We start from the raw sequence: 17,641 nt of genomic DNA, 5'->3' as shown, positions 1-17,641 counted from the left end.
AAAAAAATGTACTACTTTTAATAACCGATTACCAACAGCCAATGCTATGCCCGATATAACTTTAAAAAAACTTGCCGAAATGCTTAATTTAAGTATCTCTACAGTTTCGCGGGCGCTAAAAGATCATCCGGATATCTCAAAAGAAACCAGGCAAAAGGTTAAGGAACTTGCTGCCGTTGCCGAATATGAGCCTAATACCTACGCCATTAACCTCAGGACCAACCAAAGCAAGGAATTGGCAGTAATTATACCAACAATAGCCAATGATTTTTACCAGTCGTTCATCAGTTCGCTTGAAGAAGAAGTGCGGTTGTATGGCTACTCGTTGATTATGCTGCAATCCGGCGACGACCCGCTCATAGAGCAACAAAACCTGAAACGGTGCAGGCAGGGGAGGGTGTCGGGCATATTTATCTCGATAACTACCAAAACTACAGATATCAGTAGCTTTCTTAAACAAGGCGACCACCCTATCCCCATTATTTTTTTTGATAAGGTGCCCGCGTTTGAAAATTGTATTAAAATATGTGTTGATGATGTAATGGCAGCAACCATAGCAGCCAAAACGTTAATGGCTAAAAACAAACAAAATATCCTGGGCGTTTTTGGAAATGAAGAGTTATCCATCACCAAAAAAAGGCTAAGCGCTTTTACCGAAACATTGGAGGCGGATAATCCCGGGGCAAGGTTAACCATTCATCATGCAAGCTCAATAAATGAATCTTTTAGCATTGTAATGAAGGCCTTACCCCATCAACAGCCAGACGCTATTTTTTGCATGAGCGACGAGGTGCTGATAGGGGTAATGAAAGCTATACAAACCCTGCAGTTACGTATACCCGGCGATGTTGGTGTTATAGCTATAAGCGAGGGCCAGGTACCTACATTTTATTACCCGCAAATTACCTTTATTGAAACCAGTGGCTTTAAGCTGGCAAAAAGCGCTTTTGTAAAAATGATGGCCTGCATAGCCGGAAGTACCGGTATGCAGGAAATAAAAATTAACGCTGTCCTTGTAGAAGGTGGTTCGCTTTAATATGCTGCACGGGCAGCACCGCAATATGCCCGTATGGTTTAATTATGTTAATAAAGTAAGCCATAAAGACTGCTCCTTTATATATCTTTGAGATATAAACCCGTAATTTCAATTTCATAGTAGTAAAATAAAAGAAGATCTGTACCGGACGCTGTTTTTATCGTTGCAGCTTACTTGAATATTGTTCTGTGAAGGGCGGGTTAGTTAATGTGTTTAAACCTTTGAATTATATAAGCATGAAGTATTTTTTCTGTTTCTTATTGTTATTAAGTTCTTTATCAACATTTGCATCTGATGCAACAAATAATTTACTTGAAGAATTAAAAACGGAGATTGGAAAAAAAGGTGCTTACGAGCGTATTAAGGAGTCGCGGATTAACAGGCTGAAATTATACCGGGCAAGGCTATCTAAAAATGATTATGATGGTCAGTTTTCTACATTAAACAGTATTTACAGCGAATATAAAGGCTACCAGTTTGATTCGGCATATGTTTATGTGGATAAGATGATAGCCCTAAGTAAACAACGTGGCGATAAGCAAGGCGAATATTACAGCTACGTTAAAATGGCTTTTATCCTGCTGTCATCGGGCATGTTTCACGAAGCTTTTGATTATTTGCATAAGGTTGATGTTAAGGTTTTGGAGACCCCGGCCAAAATTGATTATTATTTTTTTTTGGGCAGGTGTTATTACGATATAGCTAATTATAGTAACGACAAATATTTTACGCCCGGTTACATTACAGCGGGCAATAAATCTATCGATTCGGCCATATCTTTTTGCGGCGATGACTTTGTGAGCCGTAATTATCTGCTGGGTTTGCAAAAGCTGCAGGAACGTAACTACGTTCAGGGCAAAGTTTGGTTTGGTAAGCTGCTCGAAAAAAACATGGTAATAACCATGCACTTAAGGGCAATGGTTTCCTGCTCATTGGGAATGATTTACTTACAGGAAAATCAAAAAGAGGAGGGCATTAACCTGATGATCCAATCGGCCATCGCCGATATCAAATCTTCTACGCGCGAAACCGTTGCCCTTTATACCCTTGCCGACCTTTTATATAAAAAAGGAAATATAAAAGACGCCTATAGTTTTATACAATTGGCCAAAGCAGATGCCGATTTTTATGGAGCAAGGCAACGGAAAATCCAGATAGGATCAATATTGCCAATAATTGCCGCCGCCGAACTCAATAACTCCGAACATCAGAAAAACCGCTTTCTGATCCTGTTGATTACGCTAACGGCCCTGGCCTTACTGGTGGTGTTTTTCCTGGTGATGATTGTTAAGCAGCTTAGAAAACTGAAAACTAAGGAAAAGATAATAGAAGGGAAAAATGCACAGCTTAATGATATAAATGGCAAACTCCTTGTAGATGCAAAGATTAAAGAAGAATATATCGGGCAGTTTTTTAAAGCGATATCGGGATATATACTAAAGCTCGAAAACCTGAAGGTATCTATCGAGGCTAAAATCTCGATGAAAAAGTACGATGCCATTACCTCACTCATCAATAATATAGATATTAAAAAAGAGCGGGAGAATTTATACTATAGTTTTGACCATATTTTTGTGAAAATATTTCCAAACTTTATTAATGTATTTAACAGCCTGTTTGACGAAAAAGATCAGATTTGGCCACAGGAAGATGAGTTATTGAATACCGATTTAAGAATATTTGCGCTTATCAGAATGGGTATTGCTGATAACGATACTATTGCCAAAATATTAGAATATTCTGTGAATACCATCTACGTTTATAAAATGCGTATCAAAGCCAAATCGCTGCACCCCGAACAATTTGAGCAGCGCATCATGAACATCAAACCATTTGACATCAGTTAATTTTTTTAAGCCTCAATAGGTGTTTATGAAGTTTAAAAAGCGCTTGTCGGGTAATTTAGTACCAAAATTTGTTAAAATAGAGGTAATAAAAACTTTATATTTTTATCATGGTCTTGTTTTTTAAGTACCTGATAATTAGGTATGTAAAAAATAAAAACAGCGAAAATGTTTATATAAATTTAAAATTATCCGCGTTTTACCAATCTTGTGTCCTACATCACATTTTTCTACTGCTTTAATAACTAAATTGCATAAGATTTTTAGGTGTAATATTATAAACCATTACATTTTCAGTAGCCAGTATTGTTAGTTAGTTCTCAGTGACGCCATTTTGAATTGGTTTTAAACGAGAATTTTTAACGTTTAATTAAGTATTTTTTTTCAAGATCTCAATTGAAAATACTTACAACATATGCCGGTCGCTAATTTGAAAGGTCATTTTTATTAGCCCAAAAAGTCTAAACCAGTTAATTAAACCAATTCAACTAAATCTCTGTAATTATGCAATTTAAACACTTACTCAAAGTATGTTTCTTTGCCGTAATTTATCTTTTCTCGGTGCCCGTTATGGCCCAGAATAAGATAATTACCGGAAAAGTAACTGACAAGAAAGATGGATCTCCGTTAATAGGGGTATCAGTTAAAACTTCATTAACCTCCCCGGGTGGCGCGATAACCAACACCGAGGGCGAATATCGTATTTCAGTTCCCGGGAACGCTACCGTTTTGGTATTAACGTATGTTGGCTATGTTAGTCAAACTGTTAATATTGATGGCCGCACAACAATTAATGTTACGATGGATGCCTCCAGTAAAGCATTAAACGAGGTTGTAGTTATTGGATACGGATCGCAAAGAGTAAAGGATGCAACAGGTTCTGTTGCTTCGTTAAGCACTAAGGATTTCAACAAGGGTGTTATTGCAACGCCTGAACAATTGTTACAAGGTAGAATTGCCGGTGTACAGGTTACCCCTTCAAGTGGCGAGCCAGGTGCCGGTGCAACTATTAACATCCGTGGCGCAAGTTCTATTCGTTCAAGTAATAATCCATTATACGTAGTGGATGGTGTTCCTCTTGATAACGGTGGTACAGCAGGTGGTTATGATAGCGGCGCAGGTAGTTCTTCAGCCCGTAACCCTTTAGCCTTTATTAATCCTGCCGATATCGAGAATATCAGTATATTAAAAGATGCATCCTCTGCTGCTATTTATGGTTCGCGCGGTGCAAACGGCGTTATTTTAATTACAACCCGTAAGGGCCGTAAAGGTGCAGGTATTCAATTTGGCGCAAGTACAAGCGTTTCCAATGCGGCAAAACGTTATGACTTGCTTGGCAGGGAAGATTTCCTGAAAGCCGTTGCGAGTGTTGGTGCGGACGCTACTTCGGTTGACTACAAAGGCAACACCAACTGGCAAGATCAAATTTTGAGAACAGCCATTTCTCAAAACTATAACATAGCATTTGGCGGGGCTAATAACACAGGTAATTACCGTTTTTCTGCAGGATATGATGATCAGCAAGGTATCGTGAAAAAAACCGATTTAAAGCGTTTTAATGCACGTTTAAATGCTTCTCAATCATTATTTAGCGGCCGTATCAAGTTCGATCTGCAATCGTTGTATTCAAATGTAAAGGATCAGTTTGCGCCTATCACCAATAACGCCGGTTTTAACGGAAGCTTAATAGGTGCTGCTTTGCAAACTAACCCTACTATACCTGTTTATGATGATAAGGGAAGGTATTTTGATATCAACGGATACGATGACCAGGGATTTCCGAAAAATAACAGTTTCAGAAACCCTGTATCAATGCTTAACCAGATAGATGACAGGGACAATATTAACCGTTTTCTTAACAACCTAACGCTTACTGTAAGACTTGTACAGGGCTTAACATACAAGGGAAATATAGGAGTGGATCTTTCCCGTGGGTTAAGAAAAACATTTTATGATCCAACAATAGTTGGTTTTACAGATCAAACCAACATCAGGGATTTTAATGTACCTTCTGCTACCGGTAATGGCCGGGGTATTCTGCAGCATACCGAACTTACCAGTATTATTACCGAACACACGTTAAATTACGAAAAGAAGTTTTCTGATAATAGTAGTTTAACTGCATTGGCCGGTTATTCATATTCAAACTATAAAAACTACAGCCGTAACGATTTTGGCTGGGGAACTGCAACTTCTGGTCAGTTTGTTAAAAACTATAATGATTTCAAAAATCATTTGGCTTACCCGGTTGGTGATAGTAGTAGTTACAGGTTACAGTCTTTTTTTGCACGCGTTAACTACTCATATAAAGATAAATATATCTTAACAGGTACGCTCAGAAGAGACGGTTCAAGCCGTTTTGGTAACAATCATAAATATGGTAATTTTCCGGCGTTGGCAGCAAAATGGCGTATCAGCAATGAAAGCTTTGCTCCCAAAGGAATATTTGACGATTTAAGCCTTAGGTTGAATTATGGACAAACAGGTAACCAGGAGTTTCCGTCATATGCATCGCTTGCTTTAAGGCAACTTAATTATTACGGTACATCAAGCACGCCGTTAAATGCAGCAAACCCCGATTTGAAATGGGAGACCCAAACAGCCTATGGCGCCGGTATAGACTTCAGCATACTTAACGGCAGGATATCTGGTACGGTTGATTATTTTAATAAATCTCAAAAAAACCTCCTTTTCTTACAGGATTTAGCACAGCCAGCTGCCAGTACAAGGTATTGGGTTAATTTGCCAGGTAACGTGCGTAACACAGGTGTAGAAGTAGGTTTGCTTTTGCAAGCTGTTCAGGGTAAAAAATTCAGCTGGGATATTAATTATAACATGACGTTTGTTAAAAACCGCATCGAAAACTTTGGTAACCGCAACGTAATAACCGGTAACATAGATGGCCAGGGCTTATCCGGTGCATATGCACAGTTTTTCGGAAACGGATATCCGTTGTATGAGTTTAACGTATCTCAGTATAATGGCTTGGACGCTAATGGATTTGGTATCTATCCAAATGGTATTGATGCGGCAACACCTCATGGTAGCCCGCTTCCAACCTTCCTTGCTGGTATCAATAACACTTTTACATATGGTAACTGGATGTTAAGTTTCTTCCTGAATGCACAAACAGGCTTTTATATTTACAATAACACAGCCAACGCATTCTTTTACAAAGGTAACCTTGTTAGCGGCCGTAACGTGACAAAAGCAGTTGCTTCAACCAATGAAAATCCTTTAAACTCTGGCGAAGTATCATCACGCTTCCTTGAAAAAGGCGATTTTTTAAGAATGAGCAACGCGTCTCTGGGTTACACATTCCCGGTTAAGCGAATGGCAATCAAATCACTGCGTGTTGCAGTCACCGGCCAAAATCTTTTCCTGATAACCGGTTATAGTGGCCTTGACCCGGAAATTAATACCAATAAGGAACGAAATGGTGTGCCTTCAAGAGGGATAGATTATACTTCTTATCCAAGCGCACGCACATTTACATTAAGTTTAAATGCAAGTTTTTAATATAAATTAGTATGAAAAAAATTACATCAATAGCAGTTACCTGTAGTCTCCTACTTTTGAGCACTATGGGCTGCAAAAAGTTAGACGAGACCGTTTACGGTTCCAAGTCTATTGACAATGGCGGAGCGGCAAGCGCTGCCGATCTTAACGGCGTTTATTCACAATTATTCGGACAATCAGATCAGGCAAATACTTATGCTCTACAAGAGCATCCTACAGACGAAATGATGGGGCCGACACGTGGTACCGATTGGGGAGACTTTGGTACGTGGCGCAAACTTCACACTCATACCTGGACGCCTTCACACAACCAGGTTAATGATACCTGGGACCAATTAAATATCGGGGTGTTTCGTGCTACGCAGGTTATTTCAAGAGCAACTACAGACCAGATTAAGGCTGAAGCCAGCTTTTTGCGTGCATACTTTATGTTCCAGATAGTTGACTTGTATGGCCAGGCCCCTTTTCGCGATCCCAATGCTTCAAACTCGTCTATTCCTAAAGTTTACAGCCGCTCAGAAGCTACCGCATTTATTATAGCCGACCTGGAGTTTGCGGAATCAAAATTAGGTGCGTCTGCTAATATCGGCATTGCCAGCAAAGCCGCAGCAGAGGCGCTTTTAGCCAAAGTTTATTTAAATAAAGCTGTTTATACAGCAACTACAGTTGGCGGGCCCTTTACGTTTGCAAAAGCCGATATGGATAAAGTTATTGAGTATGCAAACAAAGTTACTGCTGCTGGTTATTCTTTGGAACCGGCCGGCAAATACTTCCAGGACTTTGCCTGGGATAACACTACTCAATCGCATGAAAACATCTTTGGTATCTATAATACAGTAGATAAAGTACAAGGCTCGGCCAAAAATCGTTGGAAGATGGGCTTGCATTACAACCAAACACCCGATGGATGGAATGGCTTTACTACGCTGGCTGATTTTTACAAATCATTTGAAGCTACAGACGAGCGTAGAGGTGTTGATTATCCGGGACTTACCGACAAAGTTGGTTTAAGAGCAGGGTTTGCTGTTGGCCAGCAATATGGCCCTAAGGGCGTAGCTTTAAAGCAACGCGGTGGAAAACCACTTGTTTTTACTCCCGATGTAAATCTAAATTATTCAACAGAAGCACAAGGTATCAGGGTATTCAAATACTTTCCGCACCCGAATGCTGACGGAACAGTTACCGACAGCGGCGAAGATAATGACTATGTAATATTACGTTACGCCGATGTTATGCTTGAGAAAGCAGAAGCCATTATGCGTGGTGGTACCGATCCAAGCGGGCAAACTGCACTGGCTATCGTAAACGCTATTCGCGTACCGCGCGGAGCTACTCCATTGGCAAGTGTTGATGCTGCAGCTATGCTGGCCGAACGTGGCCGCGAACTTTATTACGAAGGTTGGAGAAGGAATGACCTGATCCGTTTTGAAAAATTCAATGATCCGGTTGATCAGCGTCCGTTAAAGACAGATAAATCAAAAACTTTGTACCCTATCCCTCAGCGTGCTGTGGATACCAACCCTAATCTTAAACAAAATCCAGGTTATTAATATATTGGGGTTTATTTGATTTATAACAGAACGTAGCGGAAATTTTCCGCTACGTTTGTTTTTTGCTGATGATATGATGCTATTTAAAAAGTGGTCTTTTGTTTTTGCAGGAGTTGTGTTATTATGGAGTTGTAACGGTGGCCAAAAAAGCACGTTGTTTTCATTACAACCCAACGATGAAACAGGCATAACTTTTATTAACCAGTTAACCGATCAGGACCGCACCAACGTATTTAGCTACCGCAACTATTATAACGGCGGCGGCGTTGCCATTGGCGATGTTAATAACGATGGGCTTAATGATGTTTACCTTACTTCAAATACCGGGGGTAACCAGCTTTTTATAAATAAAGGCAACTGGAAATTTGAAAACGTTACCGCCAAAGCAGGGGTAAAAGGCACCAAATATTGGAGCACCGGCGCAACTATGGTTGATATTAATGGTGATGGCTGGCTGGATATTTATGTTTGCCACAGCGGCAACGCCCGTGGTAAAGAAAAAGGGAACGAATTATTTATTAACCAGCGCAATGGCACGTTTAAAGAAGAGGCCGAAAAATATGGCCTGGTAGATAATGGTTTATCAACCCAGGCCATATTTTTTGACTATGATAACGATGGCGATCTGGATTGCTTTGTGTTGAATAACTCGTTCAGGCCAATTGGCTCTTTTGATTTTAGCAAAAACCTGCGCGAGGTTGTCGACCCCCTGGGCGGCGCGCGTTTGTACCGTAATGATGGCGGCCATTTTACCAATGTTACGCAACAGGCCGGTATTTTCTCCAGCGATATAGGGTTTGGCCTTGGGGTATCCGTGGCCGATGTTAACCAGGATGGCTACCCGGATATTTATGTATCTAACGATTTTTTTGAACGCGATTACCTCTACATCAACCAAAAAAACGGAACTTTTAAAGAGGATATCCAAAACGAGACCGGCCACCTGAGCCTGGCATCTATGGGCTCGGACATTGCCGATATTAATAACGATGGCCAGTATGATATTTTTACTACCGAGATGCTGCCCGAAGGCGATAAGCGCCTCAAAAAAATGACCTCGTTTGAATCGTACGATGTAATCAAGGCCAAACAGCACGATGGTTATTACAATCAGTATATGCAAAACTGCCTGCAGGTAAATAATGGCGACGGAACATTTTCCGAAACTGCTTTTTACTCGGGTATAGCCGCTACCGACTGGAGCTGGGGAGCGTTGATGTTTGATATGGATAACGACGGCTGGAAAGATATTTTTATCTCCAACGGAATTTACAAAGACCTTACCGACCAGGATTATATCGAATTTTTGGGCAATAGGGATAACATGGCCAAAATAGCCGCGGGGCGTAAAAAGTTTGATTTTAAGGATTTTACAGATAAAATGGTATCAACGCCTTTGTCAAATTACGCCTATCTTAATAACCACAACCTCACATTCAGCAATAAAGCTGCCGATTTTGGTTTAGATAAACCTTCCTTCAGTAATGGTGCTGCCTATGCCGATCTGGATAACGATGGCGATAATGACCTGGTGGTTAATAACGTAAACATGCCTTTATATGTGTATAAAAGCAACGCCGAAAGGAACGGCAACCACTTTATTCAATTAAAACTAAAAGGTAGTGGGTTAAATACTTTTGGTGTGGGCACAACCATCAAAGCCTTTATGAAAGGCAGCGCGCTTATTTATTATAACCAGCCCACCCGTGGTTTTCAAAGCTGCACATCGCCCAATTTGCTTACTATTGGTATAGGTAAGTATAAACAGGTCGATTCGCTCCAGGTAATCTGGCCGGGCGGTAAATACCAGCTCGTTAAAAATCTTAAAGGCGATAGCGTTTATACATGCAAACAAGTCAACGCAAATTTGAATTATAACTGGAACAAGCCGGTAATCAAATCATTATTTGCCGATGTAACCAAAGCCGTGTTTGATAGCATTCCCAAACACAAGGAAGATGATTTTATCGATTTTGATAACGAGCGGCTGATGCTGCAAATGCTATCTACCGAAAATCCTTATATGGCAAGCGCCGATGTGAATGGCGATGGCTTAACTGATTTTTATTTTGGCAGTTCGAAAAACGGATTTGCGGCCATCTACATACAACAAAAAAACGGCAGTTTTAAACAAACCATCCCCGATGATTTGGCTAAACAAAACTACCTTGAAAATGCTGGTGCCGTATTCGCCGATTTTGACGGCGATGGCGACCAGGATCTCATCATTGGGGTAGGGGGCAATGCCGATGAAGCAGGTACGCCTGTATATTTCCCCCGGTTTTATGAAAACGATGGCAAAGGGAACTTCCATCGTGATGCAAGCCGTACATTACATGCAGCGGTTAATGCGTCGATGATTGTATCGGCAGATTATGATGGCGATGGCCACCCCGATTTATTTATTGGCGGCAGGAGTGTGCCCGGGCTTTACGGCTGTTCACCACAATCATATGTTTTTCATAACGATGGTAATGGCCATTTCACCGATGTATCTGCTTCGGTATTAGGCAAGGATACCAAACTGGGCATGGTTACATCGGCCAAATGGGCCGACCTGGATAAAGATGGTTACCCCGATTTAATTGTAGCCGGTGACTGGATGGGCATCCGCATTTTCAGGAACAACAAGGGCAAATTTACTGAAGATACGCAACTGGCAAATTACAAAGGCTGGTGGAGCAGCCTGGAAGTAGCCGATGTAGATGGTGATGGCCACTTGGATATTATTGGCGGCAACATCGGGTTAAACTCCAAATTCAGGGCATCGTTTACCGAGCCGATGAAGATTTATATTAAAGATTTTGATAATAATGGCACAAAAGAATGCGTAACATCTATGTACCGCGGCGATGATATTAGCTATGTTTTTCATATGAAGCCCGATTTGGTTGGGCAACTGCCGATATTGAAAAAACGCTTCCTGCAATATGTGGATTATGCCGGTAAACCTTTTAATGAAGTATTTACCCCCGAGATGCTGGAAGGTGCCGAAACCCACGAGATGAACTTTTTAGCATCGGCCGTATTTTTAAATAACGGCAAAAAATTTACCTGTAAATTGCTGCCTGCCGACGCACAGTTATCTATGTTGAACACCATTTTGTGCGATGATATGGGTAGCGCAGGTAACACTAAAATAATTTTGGCCGGCAATTTTTATGGCTTTAAGCCCGAGATAGGCCGGCTTGATGCCAACCGCGGCCTGGTTTATCAATATAACAAAAATGGCTTTACCTATCTGCCCCCGGCAAAAACAGGGTTTGATTTGCGCGGGCAGGTACGGTCGTCGCTGGTTATAAAAAATCTATCGGGAGGCAAATACTACCTGTTTGGCATCAATGACGAACCTTTAAAAGCTTATAAACTCCGTTAATATTCAAAATGTTGTTTTACAAAATATACAGATCATTGCCGGCGAAGTTTTTGTTGTGGAGCTGTTTTATGGTGACGGTTTTCTTATCGGCCTGCAAACCTAAAAAGGCGGGCGAGGGCGTTTTTAAGTTATTACCTGCTAATGAAACCGGGTTGGATTTTGTAAACAAAAATATCGTTTCCGATTCTGTTAACATTCTTGATTACCTGTATTTTTATAACGGCGCGGGTGTAGCTGCTGCTGATTTTAATAACGATGGCCTGCAGGATCTGTATTTTGTATCTAACCAGGGTTCCAATAAACTTTACCTTAACAAAGGGAAATTAAAGTTTCAGGATATTACCGCCAAAGCGGGCGTAGCGGGTACAGGTAACTGGAAAACCGGCGTAACAGTTGTTGATATCAATGGCGATGGGCTTAAAGATATTTATGTATCGGTAGTATCGGGCTATAAAGGCTTTAAAGGTAAAAATCAGCTTTACATTAACAACGGCGATTTGACGTTTACCGAATCTGCCGCCAAATACGGGCTCGATTTTGCGGGCTTCTCCACCCAGGTTTCTTTTTTTGATTATGATAAAGATGGCGATCTGGATATGTTCCTGCTTACCTCATCGGTGCATAGCAACGATACCTATGGCGATTCTACCTTAAGGTTTAAATACAGCCACGATGCAGGCGACCATTTTTTCAGGAACGATAATGGGCATTTTACCGATGTTACTGCCAAATCGGGCATTTACAGCGCCCCGATAGGCTATGGCCTTGGCCTTAGCATTGGCGATTTGAACAATGATGGCTGGGACGATATTTATGTAAGCAACGATTTTTTTGAACAGGATTATTACTACATCAACCAGCACGATGGCACTTTTAAGGAACAGCTAAAAAGTGCTTTTGGCCATACCAGCCTCTTCTCGATGGGTAACACCATCAGCGATATCAATAAGGACGGCCACCTGGACGTGCTCACCACCGATATGTTGCCCGAGGATTTGAAAGCACTGCGGTCGACCATAAATGACGAGCCACTGGATATTTACAACCAGGAAGTTAATGCCGGGTATTATTACCAGTACTCAAAAAATTGCCTGCAGCTTAATGTTGGCAGCGGCAATAAGTTTGTTGATATGAGCTTATACGGTGGGGTATCGGCTACCGATTGGACGTGGTCGCCCCTGGTGCAGGATTTTGATATGGATGGCCGCAAGGATATGTTTTTTAGCAACGGAATAAAAAAACGCCTTAACGATATGGATTACCTGAAATACCTGGGCAATCCTGAAGTGATGCAGGAATACAAAAACAGCCGGGTATTTGATAAGGATAAAATCAATATGATGCCCGATGGTGCTGTGCACAACTTTTTTTACCATGGCGATGACATGCTAAAATTCACCGATGCATCTTTTAACAACGATATGCAAAAGCCGTCAATCTCGGCAGGCTCGGTAGCCGTCGATCTGGATAATGACGGCGACCTGGAGATTGTAACCAACAACATGGATGAGCAGGCTTACATTTACAATAATACCACCATGGAAGGTAGGGGGAAAGATAACCCGGCATATTTGAAATATGCTGTTAAATATACCAAAGCTAATCCGGATGGTATTGGTACCAGGTTTTTCCTGAAATCGGGTAAGCAACTGGACCACCAGGAAATTCAAACCAGTAATGCTTATGCGAGCAACCTGAGCAGCGAGTTGCTTTTTACCTTTCTGCCGGGCGATAAGCCGCAGGAAATGTTGGTAATATGGCCGGATAACAGCTGGCAGTTGATAAGGGATTTTAAGCCGGGCACTAAAACAGTAATAAAATTTGACAGCGACCAAACGCAATCAACCGGCGATGTGTCCTCGGTAATAAATACATTTATCAGTAATAAGCAACCCTTTGATTATACGCCGGTTCAGGCTAAGTTACTGGCAAGGTTAAAACCCTTTGATACGCCCGATTTTAATTACTATTCGCTGTTGCCACATACTTATTTGCCGCACACGCCTGCTGTTGCCGTGGCCGATGTTAATGGCGATGGTATTGATGATATTTACGTGGGCGGCTTTGCCGGCGAAGAAAAATACCTGCTGGCTGGCGACAAAAGCGGCGGCTACAACAAAGTAGCGGTACCTGAATTTAACCAGGTTAAAGATTACGGCGATGGACAGGCTGTTTGGGCCGATGTTAATAATGATGGCAAACCCGATTTACTGGTGATTAGCACCAATCACCCCTTACAGGAAAGTGATAAGTTGCTGCCGCCACGTTTGTACATTAACAAAGGAAATTTCCGGTTCGAGTATAAGGCATTACCCAAAATAGTTAATCAAACTGCTAAAATAGCCGTGTTTGATTTTAATGGAGATGGACGGAATGATGTTTTATTAACGGGCAGCATTTCTTATACCAACTATACCGCACCGCGCCCGTCGACCATTTTGATTAACAAGGGTAACGGGAATTTCGAGGTGAGTCATGATAAACAGTACAATGATATTACTGCCATTCAGTACGTAACGGATATAGTTACAGCCGATATTGACCACAATGGTAAACCCGATTTGGTAATCACCGCCGAGTGGCAGCCCATACAGCTATTTTTGAATGATGGCAAAAAGCTGAGTAAATTTTCATCACCGGTGCTGGAAGCCCAAAAGGGCTGGTGGCAATCGGTAATGGTGGCCGATGTGGATGGCGATGGCAAAGCCGACCTGGTAGCAGGTAATTGGGGAACCAACAATAAATACAATGTATCGGCAGAACAGCCCTTGTATGCTTACAATAGCGATTTGGATAAAGATGGTAAAAACGATTTGATACTATCCTATTGTGTAAAAGGACAATACTATCCATTTCGCCCTAAAAACGATTTGGAGCAGGAACTACCGTATCTGAAAAAGGAATGGCTGAGCTACCAAAAAATGGCCGATAAAACCACCGCCGAAATATTTAAAGATAAACTGGATGAAGAAAACCGTTTAACCGCCAATCAGTTCAGCAGTATTTTTGTGAGCGATGTGCTGCATGCCACCAAATTTGAGCCCTTGCCTTATCAATACCAGCAGGCGCCCATTCGGTCAATTATGCGTGCGAATAACAAAGCCGGGGATTTGCTGTTGAACGGCAACTTTTGGGGCGTGGTACCTTACGAAGGTAAGTACGATGCGTTAGGCCTGGTTGGTCTGCACTATGATAAAAATCAAAAAAAGTTTTCGGCACCCGGCTATATGGTGAATGCGGCCTTTAATTTCCAGGAGCTCCCGTTCATCAGTACTATAAAAAGGGCCACATCCACCAATTACCTGATCGTAACTTATGATGGCAGGCTGATGCTGGTTACTCAATAATTATCCTTTAAAATATGGGGGAGTATATTTTGGTAACCCATTTTGAGGTGTCCTTTTCAAGATACCTATCGGTCACCATCGATTCAAAAGGCATGGCAGGAGCTACCAGTTTATGATCTTTCATATACATTCTTACTTCTTCAAAGGCATCGTTTACCGTATTGGGGCCGCCCTTTACATCGGCTATCAGTAAATTGCCACCCATTACCAGGTTGTTGATAATCGATCCTTTACCCGGCGTTATTTTTTTATCAATGGGGATAGCATAGCTAACCTGGTATTCTTTACTGCCCACCTGGGTGATATTCAACATCGGGAAATTAGTCATTTTGGCTCCTTTAGCTATAGCTTCCTTTTTCAGGTTTTCGATACTGCTATAGATGCTTTGCATGTCGGGGTAGGTGGCTGTGCTTGCAGTTTTGGTTAGTAAAAATGGATCTGTTACTTTATTTATGTAAATTTTATAACCGTAGGCATTTTTCTGATCTTCCAAAAATGTTTTGAAGCGGGCTAAAACCTGCCGGGTTTTATTTTGCAGGCCGCGCGCGGCAAAATATTCTGTTACCCGTTGTATCGGGTTCATGCTGCTTTGTTTTTTGCCCACCAAAGTTACTTTTGCCGAAAAATCTCCCGCTAAATAATTAATATCAGCATTAATTTTAAAACTGCCCTGTTGCAAATCTACATTTACACCGCCGTTGGTGGTTTTATTGATGGTGAGCTGTACCCCGTCATAAGCAAACTGGTTTTCATTGATTTTTGTGCCAGGCCACCATTTGTCCCAACGTTGTTGATGGGTAAGGAATTTGGCCACCACGCCATCCGATGCTTCGATGGTTAGCTGGTTGCTTACGGTTAGAGTAGCTGGGATTATAAAATATATAGGGGCTGCAATAACTACAACAGCGGCAAAAATTATCAGTACGGTTTTCTTCATTTGGGTTATAAAGGGGCGTCCAAATTTAAATATAATGGACCAATGCGCGGCATTCGAAACGCAAATAAGCGATGGTATACCCAAATAAAAAGCAGGCAAATATTTTTCCCTATGATCTGAACGCCACAGGGGTAAACGATGTTTGTTTTTTAAAGTTTTTAGAAAAATGGGCAGGGTCATCATAACCCAGTGCATAGGCAATTTCGCTTACGCTCCAATGGGTTTGTTTTAGCAATATTTTAGCCTCCTGTATTATCCTGTTGCTAATAATTTCGGTCGTGGTACTACCTGTAACCTCTTTTAGTACCTTGTTCAGGTGATTAACATGCACAGCCAGGCGGTCAGCATAATCTTTGGCGGTTCGCAAACCAAGTTTTTGGTGTGGGGGCTCAAGCGGGAATTGCCGTTCCAGCAATTCGATAAACAAGGAAGATATCCTTTCGGATGCGTTTTGCGTGGTACTCATGGCCAACATGGGCTGTAGTTTTTGCCCGTAATGTATAAGTTCTAAAACCAGGGTGCGTAAAAGGTCATATTTATATTGGTAATCGGCATCAAGCTCCCGCTGCATTTTCCTGAAAATGTATTCAATTTCGTTTATCTCTGTCTCAGAAACCTGGAAAACCGGTACCTGCCCCGGTTGAAATATGGGCAATTCATCCAACAATACGGCTGATTTGCCTGGCGAAAGAAAATCGGACGTGAAAATGCAAAACATACCGGTTTGGTTGCCGTCTTCGGGCAGCCAGCGATAGGGGATTTTTGGTGTGGCAAACAGCAGGGCGTTTTTCTGTATATCTATTACCTTATCGGCATACTCGGCCTTGCTTTTGCCTCTTAACCAGCTAATTTTGTAGTATGCCCTGCGGCTGTAAGGCATTATTCTTTCTCCGGTCGCTTTATCAAACAACTTTTCGGCTTCAAATACATTGAAATGGCCAAGCTCTTTACTCGTCCCACCGTGAAACGGCGCGCCGTTCCGGTGGTAAAAATCTTCGAGGGATGTAGTGGTAATCATGCTGCTTTCCGAAATTTAAAGTTAGCAATTAATGCATTGTTATCGGCAATTGCCATTATCGGCAGGTAAAAGCAGGGTACACTATTCAATCAGGTACTACCTGCTTTTTCATTGAGTTTTATTATACCAGCATGCCGCCCGAAGCTTCGATGCGTTGCCCGTTTACCCACCGCGCATCTTCGGTACATAGAAAGGCCACTACGCCGCCAATATCTTCGGCCACAGCCGGCCGGCCTAATGCCGTTACCGAACTTACTTGTTTTTGTGTTTCTTCACTTGCCCGGAAGTGCCCGCCGCCAAAATCTGTCATTATCGCGCCGGGTGCCACAGTGTTGGCCCTGATGCCCCTTGAACCTAACTCTTTGGCAAGGTAACGGGTAAATACTTCAACGGCTCCTTTCATAGCAGCGTAAACCGACGATCGTGGAAAAGATACCCTGGTTAAACCGCTGGATATGTTAACAATGCCCCCGCCGTCATTCATCAGTGGAATTAAGCCTTGCGTTAAAAAATAAACGCCTTTAAAATGAATGTTTAGCAGCTCATCAAAAAACTCGTCGGTAACCTCTTCAATCAATTTATATCCCCCGATGCCGGCGTTATTAATCAAAAAATCAATGCGGTTTGCACCAAAAGTATTGGTTAAAATATCTTTAACCTGATCAGTAAAAGCGGCAAAGCTTTTAATGTCGCCGGCATTGAGTTGTAGCGTTGCCGCTTTTCTGCCGCTTTGTTGAATTTGGTTAACCACATCTTGCGCCTCTGCCAGTTTGCTGTTGTAGGTAAGTATCACATCAATACCCTTTTCGGCAAGCCGAAGCGCCATATCTTTACCTAAGCCCCGGCTGCCACCGGTTACTAAGGCTATTTTATTTTTACTCTCCATTTTGATAATTTTTATGATACAAAATTGCCATTATTAGCATTGCAATCGTTTGTAATAATCAATCCGTTACTTGTACAATTCAAATGATATTGAAGCTGCAGCCTTGTAATGGTTAATTAAATTTGGGT

Annotated in this window: 9 protein-coding genes; 6 read left to right on the top strand and 3 right to left on the bottom strand. The window is 41.7% G+C overall.

What is annotated here, in order from left to right:
* The first annotated feature begins 46 nt into the window (after positions 1–46).
* The 6 genes from BMX56_RS18590 to BMX56_RS18565 all read left to right on the top strand — a co-directional run bounded on the left by BMX56_RS18590 (position 47) and on the right by BMX56_RS18565 (position 14,672).
* The gene (locus BMX56_RS18590) at positions 47–1,036 is read left to right on the top strand and encodes a LacI family DNA-binding transcriptional regulator (protein ID WP_090651180.1); all 990 of its coding nucleotides are present in this window, start codon (positions 47–49) and stop codon (positions 1,034–1,036) included.
* Positions 1,037–1,272: 236 nt separating this feature from the next.
* Positions 1,273–2,883, top strand: a complete 1,611-nt coding sequence (locus BMX56_RS18585; RefSeq protein ID WP_143065472.1) for a DUF6377 domain-containing protein — start codon at positions 1,273–1,275, stop codon at positions 2,881–2,883.
* Positions 2,884–3,384: 501 nt separating this feature from the next.
* Complete coding sequence (locus BMX56_RS18580; RefSeq protein ID WP_090651178.1) at positions 3,385–6,399, top strand: SusC/RagA family TonB-linked outer membrane protein; 3,015 nt, start codon at positions 3,385–3,387, stop codon at positions 6,397–6,399.
* Between the two features lie 11 nt (positions 6,400–6,410).
* The gene (locus tag BMX56_RS18575) at positions 6,411–7,949 is read left to right on the top strand and encodes a RagB/SusD family nutrient uptake outer membrane protein (protein WP_090651177.1); all 1,539 of its coding nucleotides are present in this window, start codon (positions 6,411–6,413) and stop codon (positions 7,947–7,949) included.
* A gap of 73 nt (positions 7,950–8,022) precedes the next feature.
* On the top strand, positions 8,023–11,325 hold the full coding sequence (locus BMX56_RS18570; protein ID WP_143065471.1) for a VCBS repeat-containing protein: 3,303 nt from the start codon (positions 8,023–8,025) through the stop codon (positions 11,323–11,325).
* An 8-nt stretch (positions 11,326–11,333) separates the two neighbouring features.
* The gene (locus BMX56_RS18565; protein ID WP_090651175.1) at positions 11,334–14,672 is read left to right on the top strand and encodes an FG-GAP repeat domain-containing protein; all 3,339 of its coding nucleotides are present in this window, start codon (positions 11,334–11,336) and stop codon (positions 14,670–14,672) included.
* Between the two features lie 7 nt (positions 14,673–14,679).
* Here BMX56_RS18565 and BMX56_RS18560 read toward each other — a convergent pair whose 3' ends face one another.
* From BMX56_RS18560 to BMX56_RS18550, 3 genes are all read right to left on the bottom strand, one after another.
* A complete protein-coding gene (locus tag BMX56_RS18560; protein WP_143065470.1) occupies positions 14,680–15,609 on the bottom strand; it encodes a GyrI-like domain-containing protein in 930 nt (309 codons plus the stop codon).
* 109 nt (positions 15,610–15,718) lie between these two features.
* Positions 15,719–16,627, bottom strand: coding sequence for a helix-turn-helix domain-containing protein (locus BMX56_RS18555; protein ID WP_090651173.1), 909 nt, complete (start codon positions 16,625–16,627; stop codon positions 15,719–15,721).
* A gap of 121 nt (positions 16,628–16,748) precedes the next feature.
* Positions 16,749–17,513: an SDR family NAD(P)-dependent oxidoreductase gene (locus BMX56_RS18550; RefSeq protein WP_090651172.1), complete on the bottom strand. Its 765-nt coding sequence runs from the start codon at positions 17,511–17,513 to the stop codon at positions 16,749–16,751.
* Positions 17,514–17,641: the final 128 nt, after the last annotated feature.

This window comes from Mucilaginibacter sp. OK283, assembly GCF_900110415.1.
GTDB lineage: Bacteria > Bacteroidota > Bacteroidia > Sphingobacteriales > Sphingobacteriaceae > Mucilaginibacter.
The sequence above is the reverse complement of the archived record's forward strand: the minus strand, read 5'-3'. Positions and strand labels throughout refer to the sequence as shown.